Genomic DNA, 20567 nt, shown 5'->3' on the forward strand with positions numbered 1-20567 from the left:
ATTTCCCATATGGGTACATTTTTACAACATTAGTACTACTGTGGGATTAGTCAAAAGGTTAATAGGGTGGAATGTATGAGGGGTAAACGTGAAAAAGTTGCGCGTACAGTGGCGCGCAACTTAACTACTGATTGCGAAAGTAGGTTATTTCTTTAAGTTGATTTCAGACTCACGAGCTTGAGTCTCGATATCAGGGTTAGCGTTAAGCTTAGCTTTCGCCCATTGGTTTAAGTGAGACAGAATTGCTTTTACGGCATGTTTTTCAGTTGCTTGCTCGCCCTCTGGCAGTTCAAGATCTTGATGAGGATGAGAGCCAGTTGCGTCTTCAGCAATATGCAGCCAGTCAGGGTGCCAGTAGTAAGGTTGGCCTGAAGGTGAGGTCCAGCTGTGAACGCCGTTACTTTCGCCTTTGTACTGAATATCAGTTTCGTTGTACTTAGTCATTATAATTATCCATTTAGTAAGGTTATTGAGTTCACTAAAGAAGGATAAATGTAACAAAGCATTAAATAATTAATGTGACAGAACTCAACAAACAGAGTTCGTTAAAGAGAATCTATAGGAGTTTCGTGCTCTGGCGCTGAATTTGGCACGGGTTATGATATGTTTGCCGTGATTGATGAGAGGGAAGTATGAATCGCTATCAAACGTTGGCTGACGATATTAAACAACAAATCCTGAGTAACACTTGGCGTTCAGGGGAGAAAATTCCATCAGTGCGCAAGGCGAGTCAAAACTACGCAGTGAGTGCGGCGACAGTGCTACAAGCTTATCAACTGCTTGAGTCTGAAGGTTGGCTGGTGGCTAAGCCTCAATCTGGCTATTTTGTAACGCCGAGAATGGACAGGGTAGAGGTAGCCGAACAACCGACAATCCGACCTGCCTATAATGATGAGCTGTATGAGTTTTTGCAGGTGAACATGAAAGCAGACACGGCATTTGGCTCAGCGTTGCCCGATCCCTCTCTTTTCCCTTTTGACAGTTTGACGCGCCATTTAGCCAGCGCCGGACGCAAGATGTCGTCTCAATCTATCATTCAAGATATGCCTCCTGGCAATGAAGACCTGCGCCGTTTGATCGCTCAACGTTATTTGAATCAGGGGGTAAACGTCACGGCCGATGATATTGTGATTACCTCAGGTGCCATGGAAGGGCTCAACTTGAGCTTACAAGTTTCCACTTCTCCGCAAGAGACAATAGCAATCGAAGCCCCGGCTTTTTATGGTGCGTTACAAGCAGCCAAAAGGCTTCAGCTTTCCGTTGTTCCTGTGGCTATCGAACCTTTAAACGGCATTGATTTAGTGGCGTTAGAAAAGGCTTTTCAACAGGGGGCTAGGGCGAGTTGGCTGATGCCAAATTTTCAAAACCCTACTGGTACCACATTAACGGATACGGAAAAACAGAAGCTGGTTGAGCTTGCCAATCATTACGATGTCACTTTAATTGAAGATGATGTCTATTCTGAGCTCTATTTCGGTGATGACAAACCCAAGCCATTGAAGTTTTGGGACACTGAAGATCGAGTGTTAACCTGTGGCTCGTTTTCCAAGTCACTCTGCCCGGGCTATCGGATTGGTTGGGTGGTGAACGGCCAGTACAGCAAGCAGCTTCAAAAGCAGCAACTGATTTCGACACTATCGGGCAGCTCCCCGGTTCAGCAAGGTATTGCCCATTATCTTCAATTCGAAAGCTACGATAATCACTTACGTAAACTGCGAAAGTTAATGCAGCAGAGGCAGCAAGAGTATTTGACCTATATCCGCGAGACTTTCCCTCCTCAATGCACCGTCAATGATCCGCACGGTGGCTACTTCTTGTGGCTGCAGTTAGCGAAGAACATAGATAGCTACGAGCTGTATGAACACTTGCAGAAGAACGGCGTCTCAATCGGTTATGGAAGACTGTTTAGCTCACAACAGCAATATCAGCACTGTATTAGGTTGAACGTTTCTTTTGCCTTTGAACCAGAGATTCGAATGGCGTTAAATCAAATCAGTAAGTGGCTGAGTAAGAAGGAGATAACCTAACTGTTCGGTGATTTTTCAGCCTAACTGTAATGCTATTGGTCAGTTATTTCATGCTTGAATACCTAGATTCACATTGAAAAGGGATAGGGTATGGAAAAGCAAAGAACTAAACACGAGTTCCGTTTGATAGGCATTGCAATTGTATGCGCGCTTTTACTGATCGTAGGCCATTTGATCTTGGCCAAATCATTTGCAGGACTCGCTTGGACAGAGTACACCGCAGCGGCGATACCTTTCGTGATGTTAGCACTCTGTTGGATGAGTATTCGCTATGCAGCGAAAACCAACGAGATAGAATAAGGGTAGAGTTTGCTGATACCAAAAGGCACTTCGGATACAAAAAAGCCTCCAAAATTGGAGGCTTTTTGCTATTCGTAACTTCTATTTAGAAGTTTGCAGAACGTGGTGTACGTGGGAATGGAATCACGTCACGAACGTTACCCATGCCTGTTACGTAAGACACTAGACGCTCGAAACCTAGACCGAAGCCAGAGTGAGGCACTGTGCCGTATTTACGTAGGTCGCGGTACCAGTTCATGTGCTCTGGGTCGATGCCTACTTCACGCATACGCTCGTCAAGGATGTCTAAACGCTCTTCACGTTGAGAACCACCGATGATTTCGCCGATGCCTGGTGCGAGTACGTCCATTGCCGCTACCGTTTTACCGTCATCGTTCGCACGCATGTAGAATGCTTTGATGTCTTTCGGGTAGTTCTTAACGATTACAGGCGCTTTGAAGTGCTCTTCAGCAAGGAAACGCTCGTGCTCAGAAGACATATCGATACCCCATTCAACAGGGAATTCGAACTCACGACCAGAATCTAGAAGGATTTGGATAGCGTCAGTGTAGTCAACTTGCGCGAAGTCAGAAGTTACAAACTGCTCTAGGCGAGTGATTGCTTCTTTGTCGATGCGCTGAGCGAAGAACTCTAGGTCGTCACGACACTCTTCAAGTACCGCTTTGAATACAAACTTAAGCATGTCTTCAGAAAGCTTAGCGATATCTTCTAGATCGGCGAACGCTACTTCAGGTTCAACCATCCAGAATTCTGCTAGGTGGCGGCTTGTGTTTGAGTTTTCAGCACGGAAAGTAGGACCGAACGTGTAAACTTTGCTTAGTGCACAAGCGTAAGCTTCGCCATTAAGCTGACCAGATACCGTTAGGAAGGTCTCTTTACCGAAGAAATCTTCGTTGTAATCCACTTCGCCTTTGTCTGTGCGAGGTAGGTTTTCCATGTCTAGCGTAGAAACGCGGAACATTTCACCTGCACCTTCAGCATCAGAAGCAGTAATAAGTGGAGCCGATACCCAGAAGAAACCTTGCTCGTGGTAGAAACGGTGAATTGCCTGAGATAGACAGTTACGAACACGTGCTACTGCGCCGATTACGTTTGTACGCGGGCGTAGGTGAGCAACTTCACGAAGGTATTCGATAGAGTGACGAGTTTTCGCCATTGGGTAACTTTCGGCATCTTCAACCCAGCCAACAACTTTAACGTCAGTTGCTGCGAGTTCGAAGTCTTGACCTTTCGCAGGAGACTCAACAATCTTACCTGTTACTTCAACAGAGCAGCCAGTCGTTAGCTTTAATACTTCGTCTTCGTAATTATTAAGATTATTAGGGACCACGGCCTGAATCGGGTCGAAACAAGAGCCGTCGTAAATGGCAAGGAAAGAGATTCCAGCTTTGGAATCACGACGCGAACGGATCCAGCCGCGAACAGTTACTTCACTGTCTACTGCTAGCTTACCCTTCAAAACGTCTGATACAGGCGCGTAAGTCATGTTTGAAATATTCTCCATTGAGGTAAAAATTCAACCCAATGTTGTGTCGGCTAACAATTAACCATGAGCAAACATTGGGTTGGATTGAATTCTACAGATTCATCGGAACATATTACCTTTCAAATCTTAGGCTTCAACCTTTATTCTCAATTAGACCAACAAATTTGCGCCTATTTCGCCTATTTCTTACCTGAAAGGGCAAATTGAGCCAGAAGCGCTTCTAAATGTTCAGACAATTGCTCGAGATTCATACTGATATCGCGAGTTTGGCTTGCGGACTCAGTCGTATCGTTTGCGTGTTGAGTGATGACTTGGACCTTGTTTTGAACTTGCTGACTTAAATGAGCGTTGTTACTGGTTTGCTGCTGAATACTGTTGGCGTGTGAAAGCGCTTGCTGCATTTCTTGCACCACATCAGACATCGCTAAAGAGAGCGCCTCGATATTGTTTGAACGTTCATGTGCGGTATCGCAAACGCCATCAACAGAGCGCAATGAGGCTTCACTGTCTTTTTGGAACTGAGCGATGATTGACTCTATGCTTCCTGTTGCTTCGGCGGTTCGACTGGCCAACTGGCGTACTTCATCGGCCACCACGGCAAAACCTCGCCCTTGTTCACCAGCTCGTGCAGCTTCAATAGCGGCATTGAGCGCGAGTAGGTTGGTTTGCTCAGCAACGCCTTTAATGACCTCTAAAATTGAAGAGACTTCGCTGGTTTGATCGTTAAGCTCAACAATGCTCTCTTTTACTGACTCAATATCAGTTACGAGGTTTTTGATTTCGCTACTCGCATTGTGCGCTTGAGTGGCGCTTTGCTCTGCGATGGTGGTGGTGTGCGTGATCAGTGAAGAGGCGTCTTCGGTTGCTTGTTCCACTTGCAGTTGCTGCGCCTGCATCTGCTCAATGTTGTCTTGTACGTCCGAGGTTTCTTGTTGTTGGTTGCTGGCGGCAGCGTCAGTCACTTGAGCAACACGGGTAAGCTCTGCTGCACTGCTTGCTACGTTATGCGAGGTAGTTTGTACTTGAACCAAGCTTGCGTTAACCGTGTTCATAAACGAGTTAATCGCACCAGATAATTGACCAATTTCATCCTCTTGCTTGTTGGTGAGCCTTAACGAGAGGTCTTTCGTTTCGCTGACGCTTTGCATAAATCCAGAGGTGGTTTGGATTGGGCGCACAATAAACTTACGGATCAATAGCAGCGTGAGCACTAAGCCAATAAAGCCGAGGGTTCCCATGATCGTGATGGCAATCATCGTGCGCTGACTGATCATGCTGCTGATGTGTGACAGATTGTATTCCAAACGAATTGCGCCTAACACTTCACCTTCACTTGCCATGTGGCAAGAAACACAGTTAGTCCCACGGTAGTTTTCGCTCGATTTCATCGGCAGCGCGACAACAATGCCGGTTCCCCAGTCTGATGTGATGGGTTCGATGACCAACTCACCAGCCAGCGCGCGTTTATCAATGTCATCTTGCGGTGCTTGGTTATCTTGGCCTGGGCCATACAATCTACTGACGGCTTCAGCGCGCAAAACGCGAACTTGCTCGATGCCATCTTGAGCCAGTGCTTTTTGACGCAATGTCTCTTTCTGAGCCATTGTGCCGGTCAGCATCATCATGTTTAAGCTATCAAAATAGTTGCTCGCTTTATCGTGAAGTTGCTCGCTGAGCACTGAGTTGATCAAGTTGCGCTGTTGCCAGTATTGATAGGTGGTTGATGCAATGAGTACCAAACTGAAAACGCTGACGAGTGTTATTAATAGTTTCGTTGTTATAGATAGGCGCATTATTGGATTAATATCTTCTTATAAGAATAGACAGGCATATCATTTGATATATAAAACCATAAATAAAGGAGGGGGATTAAGGAATGTGATTGCGGTATCTGTGGTGTGAATGTAAATGTGATGTAGATTTGCTGTAACGGGGTTTTTGGCGCCATGACGTTTTTTTGTCGTGTTACGGAAAATCTTGTAACGCAAACGTTGACTTGTACAACAACTGTTCAGTGAGCCTTGTCACTATTGGTGTAATTCTCTAGAATCGCCTGTCTACACAAAAAGCCTGAGATCCAAGATGAAAACAGAATTATACAAAGAGTTTATGTTCGAAGCTGCGCACCACTTGCCGCATGTACCAGAAGGCCATAAATGTGGTCGTTTACACGGACACTCTTTTCTCGTTCGTCTTTACGTAGAAGGCGAAGTTGATCCGCATACAGGCTGGGTTATCGATTTTTCAGAAATTAAAGCGGCGTTTAAACCAATCTATGATCGTTTGGACCACTATTACTTGAACGATATTAAAGGTCTAGAAAACCCAACAAGTGAAGTGCTAGCGAAGTGGATTTGGAACGAACTGAAGCCAAGCTTGCCATTGTTAAGTAAAGTTGAAATCAAAGAGACGTGTACAGCAGGCTGTATTTACAAAGGCGAAGAGTAACACTCTGTCCCTGAAAGAAAAAAGCGAAGTTATCTTCGCTTTTTTTGTGCCCAAATTACGCTATGATCGAATAAAGGATAAGCTTCAACAAGGGATACTCATGGCTGCAAAGATCGGTTCAGCAATTCAACTGCTACTCGCCATCTCAATTTTCTATTTAGGGTTTGCGATTCACTCCATGACCAATAAAGTTGGCGAAGTGATAGAAACCTATCCGCAGGTTCTCAATGATGTCAGTGAGCTTTCAACCAACCTTCAGATTGAAGAGTGGCTTGAAGTCGTGGATACGTTCGAAACCTTATTGCCGAGTGTGATTGAAAGTGTGAATGGTGTGACTGCCGCGGTCAACGATACCAATAAAACCGCCGCCTCGATTGATCAGAAAATTCCGTCCATCGTCTCAGAGGTCAGCTTGTATCGAGAGCAGGTTATTCCATCTGTCTTGAAGGAAACCAAGCAGTACCGCGAAACGGTGATTCCTGCGGTCATCACCGAAAGCAAAGGCTATCGTGAGCAGACTGTTCCTCAGATCGTTGCAGAGTCTCAGGCCCTAAGAGAAGACATTCCGCCGATTTTGGTTAAAGCCGATAACCTAGCGGTCAAAACAGATCAGATTATGGATAAAAGCCAAGAGATCGCGAAGCAAGCGACGCAAGGTGCGGTTAAGGGCGTCATTATGTCGCCAATTGATTTGATCCGAGATGCCGGTAACGAGATTAAAGGCCGAGTCACAACTGAGACATTCGAATAAAGGGATGAGCATTTGGCCAAAATATAGCCATATAGAAAATAGGGCGTTGCAATCGTTCGCCCAGTCGATAATATGGTTATATCTCAACCTGAGATGACATAACACAGGATGTGTTGTGAATGTCCAAAGGATTGTCTGATGTATTAGGACACCTTAATGCTTTTCAAAATTACTTCTCCAATCTTGGAGCCAACGGAAGGGTCGCCACACCAAGCCGTTTCTACACAATGTGAAACCTCAACGACTCTCTTATCCTCCCCGTATCTTCGCTCGGCTTCTCTTCAGCCACGTTCATTTTCTCGATTTTATTTTTCGTATTGATTCCAACTAGAACAAATACGTTTGTGCTTTCGCACGTCTAAATTATTTCAAATATTACGGTTTTAAAGAAAATGAACACAAAATTATTGGGTAGCGCCCTTATTATTTCGGGCACCGCTTTGGGTGCTGGCATGCTTGCAATTCCTATGGTTCTGGCTCAGTTTGGCTTGATGTACGGCACAATGCTGATGCTAATGATCTGGTTTGGCACCACTTACTCCGCATTACTCCTATTAGAAGCAACGATTAAATCTGGTGGCGGTTTAGGTCTTAACTCGATTGCGAGAAAAACGTTAGGGAAGGGCGGTCAACTGCTGACGAATGGTTTGTTGTACGCATTGCTTATCTGCCTATTGATGGCCTACATCTTAGGTGCCGCGGATCTCTTGGTTCAAGCGGCAAGTGCGATGGGGATTTCATTGACCTTCATGCAAAGCCAAATTGCTTTCACATTGCTATCTGGTGCGATTGTCGCTTGCGGTACGGGAGTGATTGATAAGCTCAACAGGCTTCTGTTTTTTGTGATGCTTGTTAGCCTGCTGATGACGCTGACGGTGCTGCTTCCTACCTTCTCATTTGAGAACCTAGGCCAAGTTGGTAATCCTGATCATGTTGGTTTAATTAAAACCAGTGCGGTTCTGTTCACGAGCTTTGGTTTTATGGTCGTTATCCCAAGCCTTGTGTCCTACAACACGGAAGCCAGTGATAAGCAGCTTCGCAACATGGTTATCATTGGTTCGCTTATTCCGCTGGCGTGTTACTTATGCTGGCTGTTTGCGGTGGTCGGTAACCTACCGGCAGATAAGCTTACGCAGTTCTCAAGTGTGTCTGAGTTGATGTCTGGCTTTGAACACGATGCTCCATGGGTCAGCGGGTTCTTATCTTTGTTCACGGGTTTAGCTTTGTTAACGTCATTCTTTGGTGTGGCGATGTCTCTGTTCAACCAAAACAAAGATATGTTTAAGCAAAACCGCCTCGTGACCTACGTTCTTACGTTTATACTGCCGCTGCTAGGCGCTATTCTTGCCGCTGACCAGTTCCTATCGGTGCTAGCTTATGCTGGTATTATCTTGGTTTTTCTAGCTGTGTTTGTACCACTGGCGATGGTGTACAAGGTTCGCCTCGCTAATACCCTAGTCGAGCGTTATGCTGCAGAAGGCGGCAACATTATGATGATGTTTGGTCTGGCTTTTGGCGGGTTCTTGTTGGCGTCGCAAGTTATCTAATTCAGTTTTCTAACAGATAATAAAAAGCCCGAGTACTGAAACAGGACTCGGGCTTTTTTATACGGTAATGTTTAGCAGATAACTTTAACGGCTAGACCACCTTGAGAAGTCTCACGGTATTTCGCGTTCATGTCTTTACCTGTCTCTAGCATGGTTTCGATAACCTTATCTAGAGAAACAGTAGGAGCCGAAGAACGACGTAGCGCCATACGAGTCGAGTTAATCGCTTTTACAGCAGCAATACCGTTACGTTCGATACATGGAACCTGTACCTGACCAGCAACAGGGTCACAAGTTAGACCTAGGTTGTGCTCCATTGCGATTTCAGCCGCCATACATACTTGCTCAGGGCTACCACCCATAAGCTCAGCAAGGCCCGCTGCCGCCATAGAACATGCCACGCCAACTTCACCCTGACAGCCAACTTCAGCGCCAGAGATAGAAGCGTTACGCTTGTAGAGACCACCGATCGCGCCTGAAGCGGCGAAGTAACGGATGTAATCTTTCTCTGTTACCGTTTGGATAAACTTGTCGTAGTAAGCCAGTACCGCAGGGATAATGCCACACGCACCGTTCGTTGGTGCAGTAACTACGCGGCCACCTGCTGCGTTTTCTTCGTTTACCGCGAAAGCGAACATGTTTACCCAATCAACCACAGACATTGGATCGTTAGTGGTTTTCTCTGAAGTAAGCAGTTGCTGGCGAAGTGCTGCAGCACGACGTGGTACACGTAGTGGCCCAGGAAGAATACCTTCAGTATTCATGCCGCGGTCCATACACTCACGCATTGTCTTCCAGATGTTTGCAAAGTAAGTGCGAGACTCTTCGTCAGAGTGCAGCGCCGCTTGGTTTTTCATTACTAGCGTGCTGATAGAAAGACCATTCTCTTTACACTGGTTCACTAGCTCTTCAGCTGTTGTGAATTCGTAAGGAGATTTAATTGGGTTCTCTTCTTCTTTGCCGAAGTGCTCTTCATCAACGATGAAACCACCGCCGATAGAGTAATAGGTTTTTGAGTACGCGTTTTCGTCGCCGATCCAAGCGTGGATCTGCATGCCGTTTTCGTGCAGCTCAAGGTTAGTCGTATGGAAGTTCATACCACCATCTTTCGGGAACGATACTGTGTGACAGTGCATGCCAACAGGAAGGCGCTCAGTTTCTTCTACGCGAGCAATGAAGCCCGGAATAGAATCGATATCGACTTTCTCAGGCGTATTGCCAGCAAGACCCATGATGATTGCGATATCTGTGTGGTGACCTTTCCCTGTCAGTGATAGTGATCCATATACGTCAACGGTGATTTTAGTGATGTCGCGCAATTTTCCCATTGAGCGTAAATCATCAATAAACTCTTTACCCGCTTTCATTGGGCCTACTGTGTGAGAACTAGAAGGACCAACACCGATTTTATAGATGTCAAAAACACTAATCATATCGATTACCTCAAAAGAAAGCCTCCCAAGGGGAGAGGGAGGCTTATTATTATCGTTATATTCTTGGATTAATCAGACTTTATAAAAGTGTCTAGATTAAAGAGCGCCGTAGATTACAGAAGTAATTGCCGCAATACCACAAAGAGCTGTGAAAACTTGCACAGGTGCTGAAGTTTTGTACTTAGCCATTGCTGGTACTTTCTGCATCGCGAATACAGGCATTAGGAACAGGATAGCTGCAATCATTGGAGCACCCATTGTTTCAATCATGCCAAGGATGCTTGGGTTAACGATAGCGACAATCCAAGTTGTTACCACGATGAAGATTAGAGAGGCTTTTTCAATCTTGCCTACTGATGCACCAGAGCGAGATTTAACAAGACCAACTAGACCTTCGTGAGCACCTAGGAAGTGACCAAAGTAGCTTGAAGTGATCGCTGCGAAAGCCACTAGAGGACCCATGTAAGAGATAAGTGGAGATTCGTGAACGTTCGCTAGGTAAGAAAGAACAGAGATGTTTTGCTCTTTCGCCATTGCTAGCTGCTCTGGAGACAGTGAAAGCACTACAGAGAATACGAAGAACATTACGAAGCCCATTAGCATCATTGCTGCGCCACCAGTGATCGCGTCAGTTTTCTTAACTGCGTCATCACCGTAAACACGACGTTGCTCTTTAGAGAACTGAGAGATAACCGGGCTGTGGTTGAAAGAGAACACGATGATTGGGATTGCTAGCCACACAACAGATGGCATTGCTGACCAATCAGGTGCAACTGACATCATTGAGCTGTTCCAATCTGGGATTAGGTAGAAAGAAAGCGCTAGCAGGATTGCAACCAGTGGGTAAACCAGTGCGGATGTTGCTTTAAGCATTAGTTCTTTACCAAATACAACACCAGCAGTCATAGCAGCGATTAACGCACCAGAAAGTAGCCAGCGAGGAATTGATTCCATACCCATTTGGTTCACTAGGAACGAGTCAACCGTGTTAGTGATACCAACACCGTAGATAAGAACGATTGGGTAGATAGCGAAGAAGTAAGCAAAAGTGATGATGTTTGCGCCAGTCTTACCAAAGTGTTCTTCAACAGTATCTGTGATGTCTGCGTCTGGGTTCTTAGCAGAAAGAACGAAACGAGCTAGAGATTTGTGAGCGAACCATGTCATTGGTGCTGCAATTAGAGCAAGGATAACTAATGGCCAGAAACCACCTGCACCTGCTTTAATTGGAAGGAAAAGTACGCCAGCGCCTACGGCAGTACCGAAAAGTGACAGACACCAAGTGAAGTCCTTGTAAGAGAACTTACTAGGATTTTGTGCGGACGAAGCCGCAGAAGTTGTAGTATTCATTTTGTGATACTCATTTTTGGGAACAGGAAATAAGTCAGGTGCAATTTTGCATAAAAATCTTGCACAAAAAATAGATCTAAATCATGAATTGATATGACTTATAACATGATATGTCAAAAAGGAGTTTTTGGTCACGAAAATACCGTGCCACTGGTGATTTATGCTAATGCGTGGCATTAGTTTATCTAATTTAACAATGAAATTATTTAGAGCACTTCAAAAGAAAACGTTTGCCTTATTGATAAGTAATTTAGCTAATGTGAATGGAAATTGTACATTCGTCATTTTTATTAACATTGATGCATAATATGTTTCTGCATCGAGTCGATGATTTGGGCGGTCATTCCCCAGATAAAGTGGTGTTGATATGACATGCCGAAGACCCGATGTGAAAAATTATTAATCCGAAATCGTTGACTGTGTAATTGCTGTCTGTCTAACAGGATTCTTATTGGGACTTCAAAGACTTCATCTACTTCATTGGCATCAATTTGAGCGGTGTAGGTGGGATCGACAAAAGCCAGGTACGGGGTGACCGTGAATTGGCTGATGGTCACGAGCTCGGGCATTTGACCAAATATCGTGATGTGCTCGCGTCCGATCCCAATTTCTTCATGAGTTTCTCTTAAGGCAGTATCTGACAAATCGATATCGCTTGTTTCATATTTACCGCCGGGGAAGCTGACTTGTCCTGGATGGTGTTTTAGATGGCGAGCGCGCTTGGTGAAGATGACGCAAAGCCCGTGGTCACGTTCGACAAAACCGATCAAAACAGAGGCCTTACGTAGTTTCGAATGATCCAAGTGTGAGACGCGCCGCAATGCCTCTTGATGGTAACCAACCGTCTGATGCAGCTGAAATCGTTGAATGAGGTGATTTTTATTTAACTCTGACAACACGTTAGCTCCTGTTTCTATTTGAAAAAGCCCAGAATATGGCTCATGCTTTCTACTACATCATTTAACGCAAGGATGGCGTCACCTATGAAAGGCATCATTTTTACCGAGTTTATGGATCTGGTTGAGCAAAAATTTGGCTTAGAAACATTAGACAATGTTTTGCTCGAAGCTGGTGATAGTGGTGTCTATACTGCCGTGGGAAGTTACGACCACCGCAATCTGGTTAAGCTTATTGTCCAGCTTAGTAAGACTACCGGTATTTCTCCAGAAGACCTTCAACGCGTCTTCGGCCAGTCCGTTTTTAGTAATTTATACAACTCCTTACCATCTAATAATAGCTTACAAGGATGTAAAACGAGTTTTCAGTTCATTCGTTTGGTTGAAGACTACATCCATATCGAGGTCAAAAAACTCTACTCGGAAGCCAATCCGCCAAGATTTGACTTTATTTCAGAAACTGAAGGTGAGCTAGTGTTTGATTATCATAGCGCGCGATGTATGTCTCATGTTTGTCTCGGATTGCTTGAAGGGTGCGCCGACTTTTTCAATGAGCAGCTGGCCATTGAAATGAGCTGCATGAACGATGGCGGGAACCAAGTACGATTTAAAGTTAACGTGGTAGGGTAATCGATGTCGGGTGAGTCTCCCTTAGAACGTAAGCTAGCGCGCGAGATCGCTTCGAGAAAAGAGGCAGAACGCCTGCTGGAGCAGAAAAGTCTTCAACTCTACGAAGTCAACCAACATTTGGAACTCGTGCTCTCTCAGCTCAAACAACAAACCCATAAAGATTTACACAAGCTTCAATTTGAACAGCAAATTAATGAAGCGCTGATCCATTTTGGCCGTGCCTTCTTAAGTCGTCCACTCGATGATGGCTTAATTTCCAGTTTGTTAGAACGGTTAGAATCTTCTTTTGCTTTATCCAAAGCCAACCTCACGATTGAGAAAGGTTTAATCTCTACCGTCATGAGTTATCAGTTCGGTGACGATGCTGTTGCAGTCAGCGAGCAGGTCAAACCCTATCCGCTATGGGAAGAAGATCTGCTTAGATTGCCGATTGAAGTCGACCACCAAGTCGTCGGCGAGTTATCCGTCTTAAAAGACGATGTTGAAATCAGTGATGAGTTTGTTGTCAGCCAAATGCTGTTGGTCGGAGAGTTACTCTGTAACGCCATAAGTCGTCAGATTATATTAACTAATAACCAAGAAGCACGGTCTCGTGCAGAAGAGTCGGAGCGCTCTACCAAAGAGTTCGTCGCGATGATCAACCATGAGCTTCGTACACCACTGAACGGTTTATTAGGCAGTGCCGAACTTTTGCAAGCCACCATATTGGATGAAGAACAACGCACTTTGCTCACCAACCTGACACATTCCGGTGACCTGCTACGTCACATCATTAACGATATTCTGGATTTCAGCAAAATGAATGCGGGCATGATGGAGTTGATACCCTCTCAGTTCCATTGGCAAGACCTCCGCGAAATGATTTACGGGATTTTTGAACCAAAAGCGAGAGAGAAAGGGATTACGTTTTCCATCGATGAGCAAGGTGCATTTCCCCAAGCCTTTATTGGTGATTTTGAACGTATTGGCCAAATTCTGGTGAACTTGGCTGGCAATGCGGTGAAGTTTACCAGCGACGGAGGGGTGAATGTCACCGCCAAGTGGCAAGATAATCAGATGTTTATCTCGGTAGTAGACACAGGAATTGGCATAAAGAAAGAAGCTCAGGCCGCATTGTTCACGCCCTTTGTGCAAGCAGATCGCACAGCAAAACGGAACTTTGAAGGCACCGGGTTAGGGTTGGCAATATGTAAAAATCTTATCGAGCTAATGAAAGGGACGATCTCCTTGACCAGTGAGCTCGGCAAGGGCAGTCGATTTGACGTCATGATCCCGCTTAAACAAGCGGTGGTCACTCAGGCCGAAAGTAAAAAGAAACACCTTGATGAGAGCGAAAAACCCATCGAGCATTTATCCGTACTGGTTGTTGATGATATTCGCATGAATCAAGTGATTATCAACCAGATGCTGAAAAAGCTCTCCATTACGCCAGACATCGCGAGCAATGGCATCGAAGCGATAAAAGCGGTAGGGGGCAATCGCTACGATTTGGTGTTTATGGATTGCCGGATGCCAGAAATGGATGGTTTCGAGGCAACGGCTTATCTGAGAGAACAAAAGTGTGCTTTACCGATTATTGCGTTGACGGCAGGTACCACGTTGGAAGAGCGTGAGAAATGTATTCAAAGCGGTATGGACGACATTCTAACCAAGCCATATACCGCAAAAGATTTACGATTAATGATAGAAAAATGGGCTTAACTCTGCGTTAAGCCCATCTTAATTTAGTTGGCAAGCACCGGTAAGATTCGGCTCAGTTTGTCTAGCGTCTCTTGATATTCCGCCTCGCACTGACTGTCTGCGACTAAACCGCCGCCCGCCCAAACATGAAGCTTTCCTTGCTCCGCAACCAGAGTACGAATCGTGATGCTGGTATCCATTCTGCCATGTCGGCTAATGTAGCCAATGCTTCCGCAGTAAGCATTGCGGCGGTGAGGCTCTAACTCCTCGATAATTTCCATCGCTCGAATCTTCGGTGCACCCGTAATTGAACCGCCCGGAAAAGAGGCTCTAAGCAGGTCCGCAGGGCAGTATTGCTCATCTAACTCCGCTCGAATGGTACTGACAAGATGATGAACCGCTGGGAAGCTCTCGATATCAAACAGCTTAGGGACATGCACTGTACCAGGCTTAGCCACACGACCGACATCGTTACGCAGCAGATCAACGATCATCAAGTTCTCAGCTTGATCTTTTTCGGCATTAGCGAGGTCATAAGCCGCTTGCTTATCAATCGCTTGGTCTTCACTGCGAGGGCGAGTGCCTTTAATCGGCTTAGTCTCGATTTCTCGATCTTTTACCTGCAAGAAACGTTCTGGAGACACACTTAAAATTGCCCCTTGCTCGGTACGAACAAACGCAGAAAATGGGCCTTGGTTGACGCTCTCAAGTTTTTGGTAGGCTTGCCACTCACTGCCCTCGTAGCTGGCCTTAAAACGCTGAGCAAGGTTGATTTGATAGCAGTCACCACTGAGTAAGTATTCTTGTACTTGAGCAAATCGGCTTGCGTAGCTTTCCTTGGTCATGTTTGACTGCCAGTCACCACTTAGCGTAAATGTTTCCTTGTCGTCGGCTTTTTGCGCACGCAACCAAGATAAGTGTGACTCAACGTTCTCACCCACGATATGGGCTTTCTTTTCTTGATGGTCGACAACCAACGCCCAGCTGTACAAACCAATCGCCATATCTGGCGTGGTTAGGTCTTCGTCTGCCAGAGTGGGAATATGTTCAACACGGCGACCTAAATCATACGAAAAATAGCCTAAGACACCCCCAATAAAGGGCAGGTCGCCTGAATACTCAACATCCGCTAGGTACTGAGCTTGCAGCTGCTTAATCAGCTCAAACGGGTCGGTCTGAGAGGTTTCTTTGCCCTCTGGTGTGGTGATGTCACTCTCTAAGCCTTTGGTTGTAATGGTTGCAATTGGCTTTGCTACCAAAATATCAAAACGGCTATCGATGTGAGTCGACGAAGGGGAGCGTAACAACATCGCCCACGGGAGTGACTCAATGTTCGCAAAATATTGGATCGCAAGATCGTCTTGATAGTCGATCGGTTTGATTTCTAAGCAATTTGGCGTGATGTTATTCATTTGTTTAATTTGTGACAAAGAGATCGTTGATTACGTGGCGTGTTGAGGAAAGCAAGAGTATCATATTGGCATCAAAAGTCGCTACACCAGCGTTTACCAACATAAAAACAGATAAGTAAACGTTTTGTTCGGCTGTAAAAAGGAAGCACTAATAATAACGAGGTACGCAATGACCGTAATTCGCCAGCAAGATGTGATCAGCAGTGTTGCTGATGCGCTTCAATACATTTCTTATTACCATCCACTAGACTTTGTTCAAGCCCTAGAAAAAGCCTATCACCGTGAAGAGAGCCAAGCAGCGAAAGATGCGATTGCTCAAATCCTGATTAACTCTCGCATGTCGGCAGAAGGCCATCGTCCAATCTGTCAAGATACGGGTATCGTAACGTGTTTTGTGAATGTCGGTATGGGTGTTCAATGGGACTCGACTGACCTAACGGTTCAACAGATGGTCGATGAAGGTGTTCGTCAAGCTTACACCAACTCTGATAACCCACTGCGAGCTTCAGTACTTATGGACCCTGCAGGCAAGCGAATCAATACCAAAGACAACACGCCTGCGGTTGTTCACATCAATATGGTTCCGGGTAATAACGTTGAGATTCAAATTGCGGCTAAAGGCGGCGGTTCTGAGAACAAAACCAAAATGGTGATGCTAAACCCTTCTGACGATGTGGCAGAGTGGGTTGAAAAAACACTGCCAACAATGGGGGCGGGCTGGTGTCCACCGGGTATGCTAGGTATAGGCATTGGCGGTACGGCTGAAAAAGCGGCGGTACTGGCAAAAGAATCACTGATGGAACATATCGATATTCAAGAGCTTATCGATCGTGGCCCTGAAAACGCAGAAGAAGAGTTACGACTAGATATCTTCAACCGCGTTAATAAGTTGGGTATCGGCGCACAAGGTCTTGGCGGTCTAACAACCGTTGTTGACGTTAAGATCAAAACAGCACCGACGCACGCAGCATCTAAGCCAGTGTGTTTGATCCCGAACTGTGCGGCAACTCGTCACGTTCATTTCACTCTTGATGGCAGTGGCCCTGCAGACTTAACGCCACCAAAACTGGAAGAATGGCCAGACATCACTTGGGAAGCAGGTGAAAACACTCGCCGTGTTAACCTAGATGAAGTGACTCAAGCAGACGTTGAACAGTGGAAGACTGGTGAAACGGTCCTACTGACAGGTAAAATCCTAACGGGTCGTGATGCGGCGCATAAGCGTATTCAAACCATGCTACAAAACGGTGAAGGCTTACCTGCAGGCGTTGATTTCAAAGGTAAGTTTATCTATTACGTTGGCCCAGTAGACGCTGTTGGTGATGAAGCGGTAGGTCCTGCGGGCCCAACAACGTCAACACGCATGGATAAGTTTACCGACATGATGCTAGAAGAAACCGGCATCATGGGCATGATCGGTAAAGCTGAGCGTGGTCCTGCAACGGTTGAATCAATCAAGAAACACAAAGCGGTTTACCTAATGGCTGTGGGCGGTGCGGCTTACTTGGTTGCAAAAGCGATCAAGAAAGCACGTGTTGTTGCGTTTGAAGATTTGGGTATGGAAGCCATTTACGAGTTTGAAGTAGAAGATATGCCAGTGACGGTTGCGGTTGACTCTGAAGGGGCAAACGCACACCAAATCGGCCCAGACACTTGGAAGGTGAAAATCCAAGAGATGGAAGCGTAATTGCTGATTCGATTGTAAAACTTGTGAGAAATAGCTGATTTAATTAGCGAATATTTGACAAAGGTGGAGCATAAGCTGCACCTTTTGTTTATATAATCACTTCATCTGAAATTTATACGTCAGGAGCAGCAATGCCACGTTTTATCCAAATCCTACAACTGATCATCGCAGTGGTTGTGGGTGCCTTTGTCGGTTATGACCTCATTCTTCACGGCATCAGTATCTTTGATGAAAAATACGTCACGATTACTTGTGTGCTGTTTGGTCTGCTTGAAATTGCACTGTTTGTTATCTATAAGCTGATTGAAGACGATTAGGGGCTCACCCTCATCCGTTAAAAAGCCTCTGATTTTATCGGAGGCTTTTTTGTTCATATAAGATTAATATTGGATCCGCTAAGCTGATATCGATTGAATAAAAAGAGATTATGAATGAAGCACATTAAGCAAGAAGTGAACGATTTGATCCACCGCAGTATGGACTCCCATGTGCGTATCGCAGTGACGGGTCTATCCAGAGCAGGAAAAACCGCCTTTATCAGCTCACTTGTCAATCAGCTACTTCATACGTCTACCCACGATAACTTGCCATTGCTTGCGTCGGCCCGTGAGAAGCGCCTTATCGGTGCCAAGCGTGAGCCTCAAGCGAATATGATGGTGCCGCGCTTTTTCTATGATGAAGCGATGGAGCAGGTACATGCTACGCCACCATCTTGGCCAGAGCCAACCCGAGACGTGAGCGAAATTCGTTTAGCACTGAAATACAAGCCGAAAAAGAAAACCAAAAAGCTGTTCAGCAGCACATCGACAGTACACATCGACATTATTGATTATCCAGGTGAGTGGCTGCTCGATTTACCGCTACTCGATATGGACTTTGAACAATGGTCTCAAACTCAGTTTGATGCGCTCAAAGGTAAGCGTAAAGAATTAGCTGAAGAGTGGTTAGACAAACTACAGACATTGGACTTATCGGCTCCACTGAATGAAAAAGCCATTGCTGAAGTGGCCCAAAGCTACACGGAGTTTCTGCATTCGTGCAAAGACGAGGGATTACATTGGGTACAACCGGGACGATTCGTGTTACCCGGTGAACTTGAAGGTGCGCCTGTATTACAGTTTTTCCCTTGCCGAATCGATGACAGCGAGAAAGCACAAAAGGGGACGAACCTTGCGATGCTAAAAGCTCGTTACCATGAATATCAGCAAAAAGTCGTTAAAGCGTTTTATAAGCACCATTTCTCGACCTTTGATCGTCAAATTGTGTTGGTGGATTGCTTACAGCCGCTCAACGAGGGCTATGAGTCATTCCATGATATGCGCCAAGCTCTTGAACAAATAATGCATAGCTTCCGTTACGGTCGTAGCAACATACTCAAACGCTTGTTCGCACCTAAAATCGACAAAGTGCTGTTTGCTGCCACCAAAGCGGATCATGTCACGCCTGAGCAACACACCAATTTGGTTTCGCTGCTTCAACAGATGGTTCATCCGGCGTGGCAAACCGCGTCGTATGAAAACATCGAGATGAGCTGTATGACCATAGCGTCAATTCAAGCGACGCAGTCTGGGTTTATTTCCCAAGGCGATCAAACGTACCCTGCACTCAAAGGCACGACGTTAGATGAACAAACCATTACGGTTTTTCCAGGTGAAGTGCCGAAAAAGCTCCCAGAACAAAGTTATTGGCAACAACAAGGCTTTGAGTTCACCGCCTTTAGACCGAAACAAGGCTCAATGGATGATCCTTTACCTCATATCCGACTTGATAAAGCGGTCGAGTATTTAATTGGAGACAAGCTGAAATGAATCAATCTGATAGCCGTCCATTACAACAAAAACAGCAATTTGATCAGCCGTTTGATGACAATCTAGATAACCAAGAACAGCAGATTGAGCTCACTGCCCAAAAGCAGTTTGATCAGAAAGAAACTTTTACTCCGGTCGAAGTTGAATCGAATAGTGAAGCAGCGATTGAAGATAACCTTACTCAGGTTATTCGGCCAAAATCTGGCTCTAAGTGGTTAGCGACAGGGTTGGTGTCAACATTCGCCGTGTTGCTTGGTTGGCAAGCAGTCGATTCGGTTGTGACAGCATTACAAAGTGCTGATTGGCTCGCGCTTGGTTGGGCTGGCTTGATCTCAACCATTTCATTGCTGGGTGTAGGGGCGATCGGTAAAGAGTTATTCAAGCTACGCAAACTGCGCAATCACTTTAGCGTACAAGAGCAAAGTGAAACCTTGATGCACTCTGACAGTGTCGGCAAGGGTAAAGTATTTTGTGAAAGTATTGCCCAAGAGGCTGGAATACTGCGCGAATCGCCAAGCTACGATCGCTGGATCAACAGCATCAACCAATCACACAGCGATGCGGAAATACTTGATATGTATGATGCAATGGTGGTTGCAGAACAAGATAAACAAGCGACAAAGATTGTGTCTCAACATGCGACGGAGTCCGCGGCTTTGGTGGCAATCAGTCCACTTGCGGTTGCAGATATGCTGCTGGTGGCGTGGCGCAACTTCAAAATGATCGACAGTTTGGCTGATGTCTACGGTGTCGAACTTGGCTATTGGTCGAGAGTGAAACTGCTTAAAGCGACCTTCATCAACATGGCGGCAGCGGGGGCCAGTGAGTTGGCCGTTGATGCGAGCATGGATCTGATGTCAATGGACTTGGCAGGTAAAGTATCAGCAAGAGCAGGTCAGGGACTGGGAGTGGGTATCTTAACCGCTCGACTTGGTTTAAAAGCGATGGCTTTGCTGCGCCCAATTCCTTGGCACAAAGAACGTCAGGTAAAACTGGGGGCGATTCGCAAACGTATCGTTGAAAAAGTAACCGCAATTACAATCAAATAGTGCGAATGTGAAGCAGGTAATATCAGTTTGCTTGACGAGGATCTAGGCTTAAGAGAAACTACT

General features: G+C 45.6%; 18 protein-coding genes. 11 read left to right on the forward strand and 7 right to left on the reverse strand.

The genetic code is table 11. The annotated features are described in order from the left end of the window. Positions 1–144: 144 nt before the first annotated feature. Positions 145–444 carry a hypothetical protein gene (locus tag EJ063_RS07685; RefSeq protein WP_126573611.1) on the reverse strand — a complete coding sequence of 100 codons (300 nt, stop codon included), beginning with the start codon at positions 442–444 and terminating at the stop codon, positions 145–147. 188 nt (positions 445–632) lie between these two features. Between EJ063_RS07685 and EJ063_RS07690 the strand changes: the two genes are divergently transcribed. Together EJ063_RS07690 and EJ063_RS07695 are read left to right on the forward strand one after the other, a co-directional pair. Continuing rightward, positions 633–2027 carry an aminotransferase-like domain-containing protein gene (locus EJ063_RS07690; protein ID WP_126573613.1) on the forward strand — a complete coding sequence of 465 codons (1395 nt, stop codon included), beginning with the start codon at positions 633–635 and terminating at the stop codon, positions 2025–2027. Between the two features lie 90 nt (positions 2028–2117). Next, the gene (locus EJ063_RS07695; RefSeq protein ID WP_126573615.1) at positions 2118–2327 is read left to right on the forward strand and encodes a hypothetical protein; all 210 of its coding nucleotides are present in this window, start codon (positions 2118–2120) and stop codon (positions 2325–2327) included. Positions 2328–2412: 85 nt separating this feature from the next. Here EJ063_RS07695 and asnS read toward each other — a convergent pair whose 3' ends face one another. Together asnS and EJ063_RS07705 are read right to left on the reverse strand one after the other, a co-directional pair. Then, positions 2413–3813 (reverse strand): asparagine--tRNA ligase, encoded by a 1401-nt coding sequence (gene asnS / locus EJ063_RS07700; protein WP_126573617.1) that lies wholly within the window; start codon positions 3811–3813, stop codon positions 2413–2415. A 179-nt stretch (positions 3814–3992) separates the two neighbouring features. Beyond that, on the reverse strand, positions 3993–5606 hold the full coding sequence (locus EJ063_RS07705; protein ID WP_126573618.1) for a methyl-accepting chemotaxis protein: 1614 nt from the start codon (positions 5604–5606) through the stop codon (positions 3993–3995). Positions 5607–5895: 289 nt separating this feature from the next. Between EJ063_RS07705 and queD the strand changes: the two genes are divergently transcribed. The 3 genes from queD (at position 5896) to EJ063_RS07720 (ending at position 8559) form a co-directional block, all read left to right on the forward strand. Continuing rightward, positions 5896–6261 carry a 6-carboxytetrahydropterin synthase QueD gene (gene queD / locus EJ063_RS07710; RefSeq protein WP_126573620.1) on the forward strand — a complete coding sequence of 122 codons (366 nt, stop codon included), beginning with the start codon at positions 5896–5898 and terminating at the stop codon, positions 6259–6261. Between the two features lie 100 nt (positions 6262–6361). After that, a complete protein-coding gene (locus EJ063_RS07715; protein WP_126573622.1) occupies positions 6362–7012 on the forward strand; it encodes a hypothetical protein in 651 nt (216 codons plus the stop codon). A 392-nt stretch (positions 7013–7404) separates the two neighbouring features. After that, positions 7405–8559, forward strand: coding sequence for an amino acid permease (locus EJ063_RS07720; protein WP_126573624.1), 1155 nt, complete (start codon positions 7405–7407; stop codon positions 8557–8559). Positions 8560–8630: 71 nt separating this feature from the next. Here EJ063_RS07720 and EJ063_RS07725 read toward each other — a convergent pair whose 3' ends face one another. From EJ063_RS07725 to EJ063_RS07735, 3 genes are all read right to left on the reverse strand, one after another. Continuing rightward, positions 8631–9992, reverse strand: coding sequence for an L-serine ammonia-lyase (locus tag EJ063_RS07725; protein WP_126573626.1), 1362 nt, complete (start codon positions 9990–9992; stop codon positions 8631–8633). A 96-nt stretch (positions 9993–10088) separates the two neighbouring features. After that, positions 10089–11342, reverse strand: coding sequence for an aromatic amino acid transport family protein (locus tag EJ063_RS07730; protein WP_126573628.1), 1254 nt, complete (start codon positions 11340–11342; stop codon positions 10089–10091). Between the two features lie 290 nt (positions 11343–11632). Next, complete coding sequence (locus EJ063_RS07735) at positions 11633–12241, reverse strand: CoA pyrophosphatase (RefSeq protein ID WP_126573630.1); 609 nt, start codon at positions 12239–12241, stop codon at positions 11633–11635. 84 nt (positions 12242–12325) lie between these two features. On the opposite strand from EJ063_RS07735, the gene EJ063_RS07740 reads away from it, so the two are divergent. Together EJ063_RS07740 and EJ063_RS07745 are read left to right on the forward strand one after the other, a co-directional pair. After that, positions 12326–12868, forward strand: a complete 543-nt coding sequence (locus EJ063_RS07740) for a heme NO-binding domain-containing protein (protein WP_126573632.1) — start codon at positions 12326–12328, stop codon at positions 12866–12868. A gap of 3 nt (positions 12869–12871) precedes the next feature. Continuing rightward, positions 12872–14569, forward strand: coding sequence for an ATP-binding protein (locus EJ063_RS07745; protein WP_126573634.1), 1698 nt, complete (start codon positions 12872–12874; stop codon positions 14567–14569). Positions 14570–14592: 23 nt separating this feature from the next. Here EJ063_RS07745 and pabB read toward each other — a convergent pair whose 3' ends face one another. Further along, positions 14593–15960, reverse strand: a complete 1368-nt coding sequence (gene pabB / locus EJ063_RS07750; RefSeq protein WP_126573636.1) for an aminodeoxychorismate synthase component 1 — start codon at positions 15958–15960, stop codon at positions 14593–14595. 169 nt (positions 15961–16129) lie between these two features. On the opposite strand from pabB, the gene EJ063_RS07755 reads away from it, so the two are divergent. From EJ063_RS07755 to EJ063_RS07770, 4 genes are all read left to right on the forward strand, one after another. Next, on the forward strand, positions 16130–17647 hold the full coding sequence (locus EJ063_RS07755; RefSeq protein WP_126573638.1) for a fumarate hydratase: 1518 nt from the start codon (positions 16130–16132) through the stop codon (positions 17645–17647). A 131-nt stretch (positions 17648–17778) separates the two neighbouring features. Further along, positions 17779–17964: a hypothetical protein gene (locus tag EJ063_RS07760; RefSeq protein ID WP_126573640.1), complete on the forward strand. Its 186-nt coding sequence runs from the start codon at positions 17779–17781 to the stop codon at positions 17962–17964. A 114-nt stretch (positions 17965–18078) separates the two neighbouring features. Continuing rightward, on the forward strand, positions 18079–19455 hold the full coding sequence (locus EJ063_RS07765; RefSeq protein WP_126573642.1) for a YcjX family GTP-binding protein: 1377 nt from the start codon (positions 18079–18081) through the stop codon (positions 19453–19455). Then, positions 19452–20504, forward strand: a complete 1053-nt coding sequence (locus tag EJ063_RS07770; protein WP_126573644.1) for a YcjF family protein — start codon at positions 19452–19454, stop codon at positions 20502–20504. The genes EJ063_RS07765 and EJ063_RS07770 overlap by 4 nt, the downstream gene beginning before the upstream one ends. The last annotated feature ends 63 nt before the right edge of the window (positions 20505–20567 follow it).

The sequence above is a fragment of the Vibrio aquaticus genome, assembly GCF_003970385.1.
Taxonomy (GTDB): domain Bacteria; phylum Pseudomonadota; class Gammaproteobacteria; order Enterobacterales; family Vibrionaceae; genus Vibrio; species Vibrio aquaticus.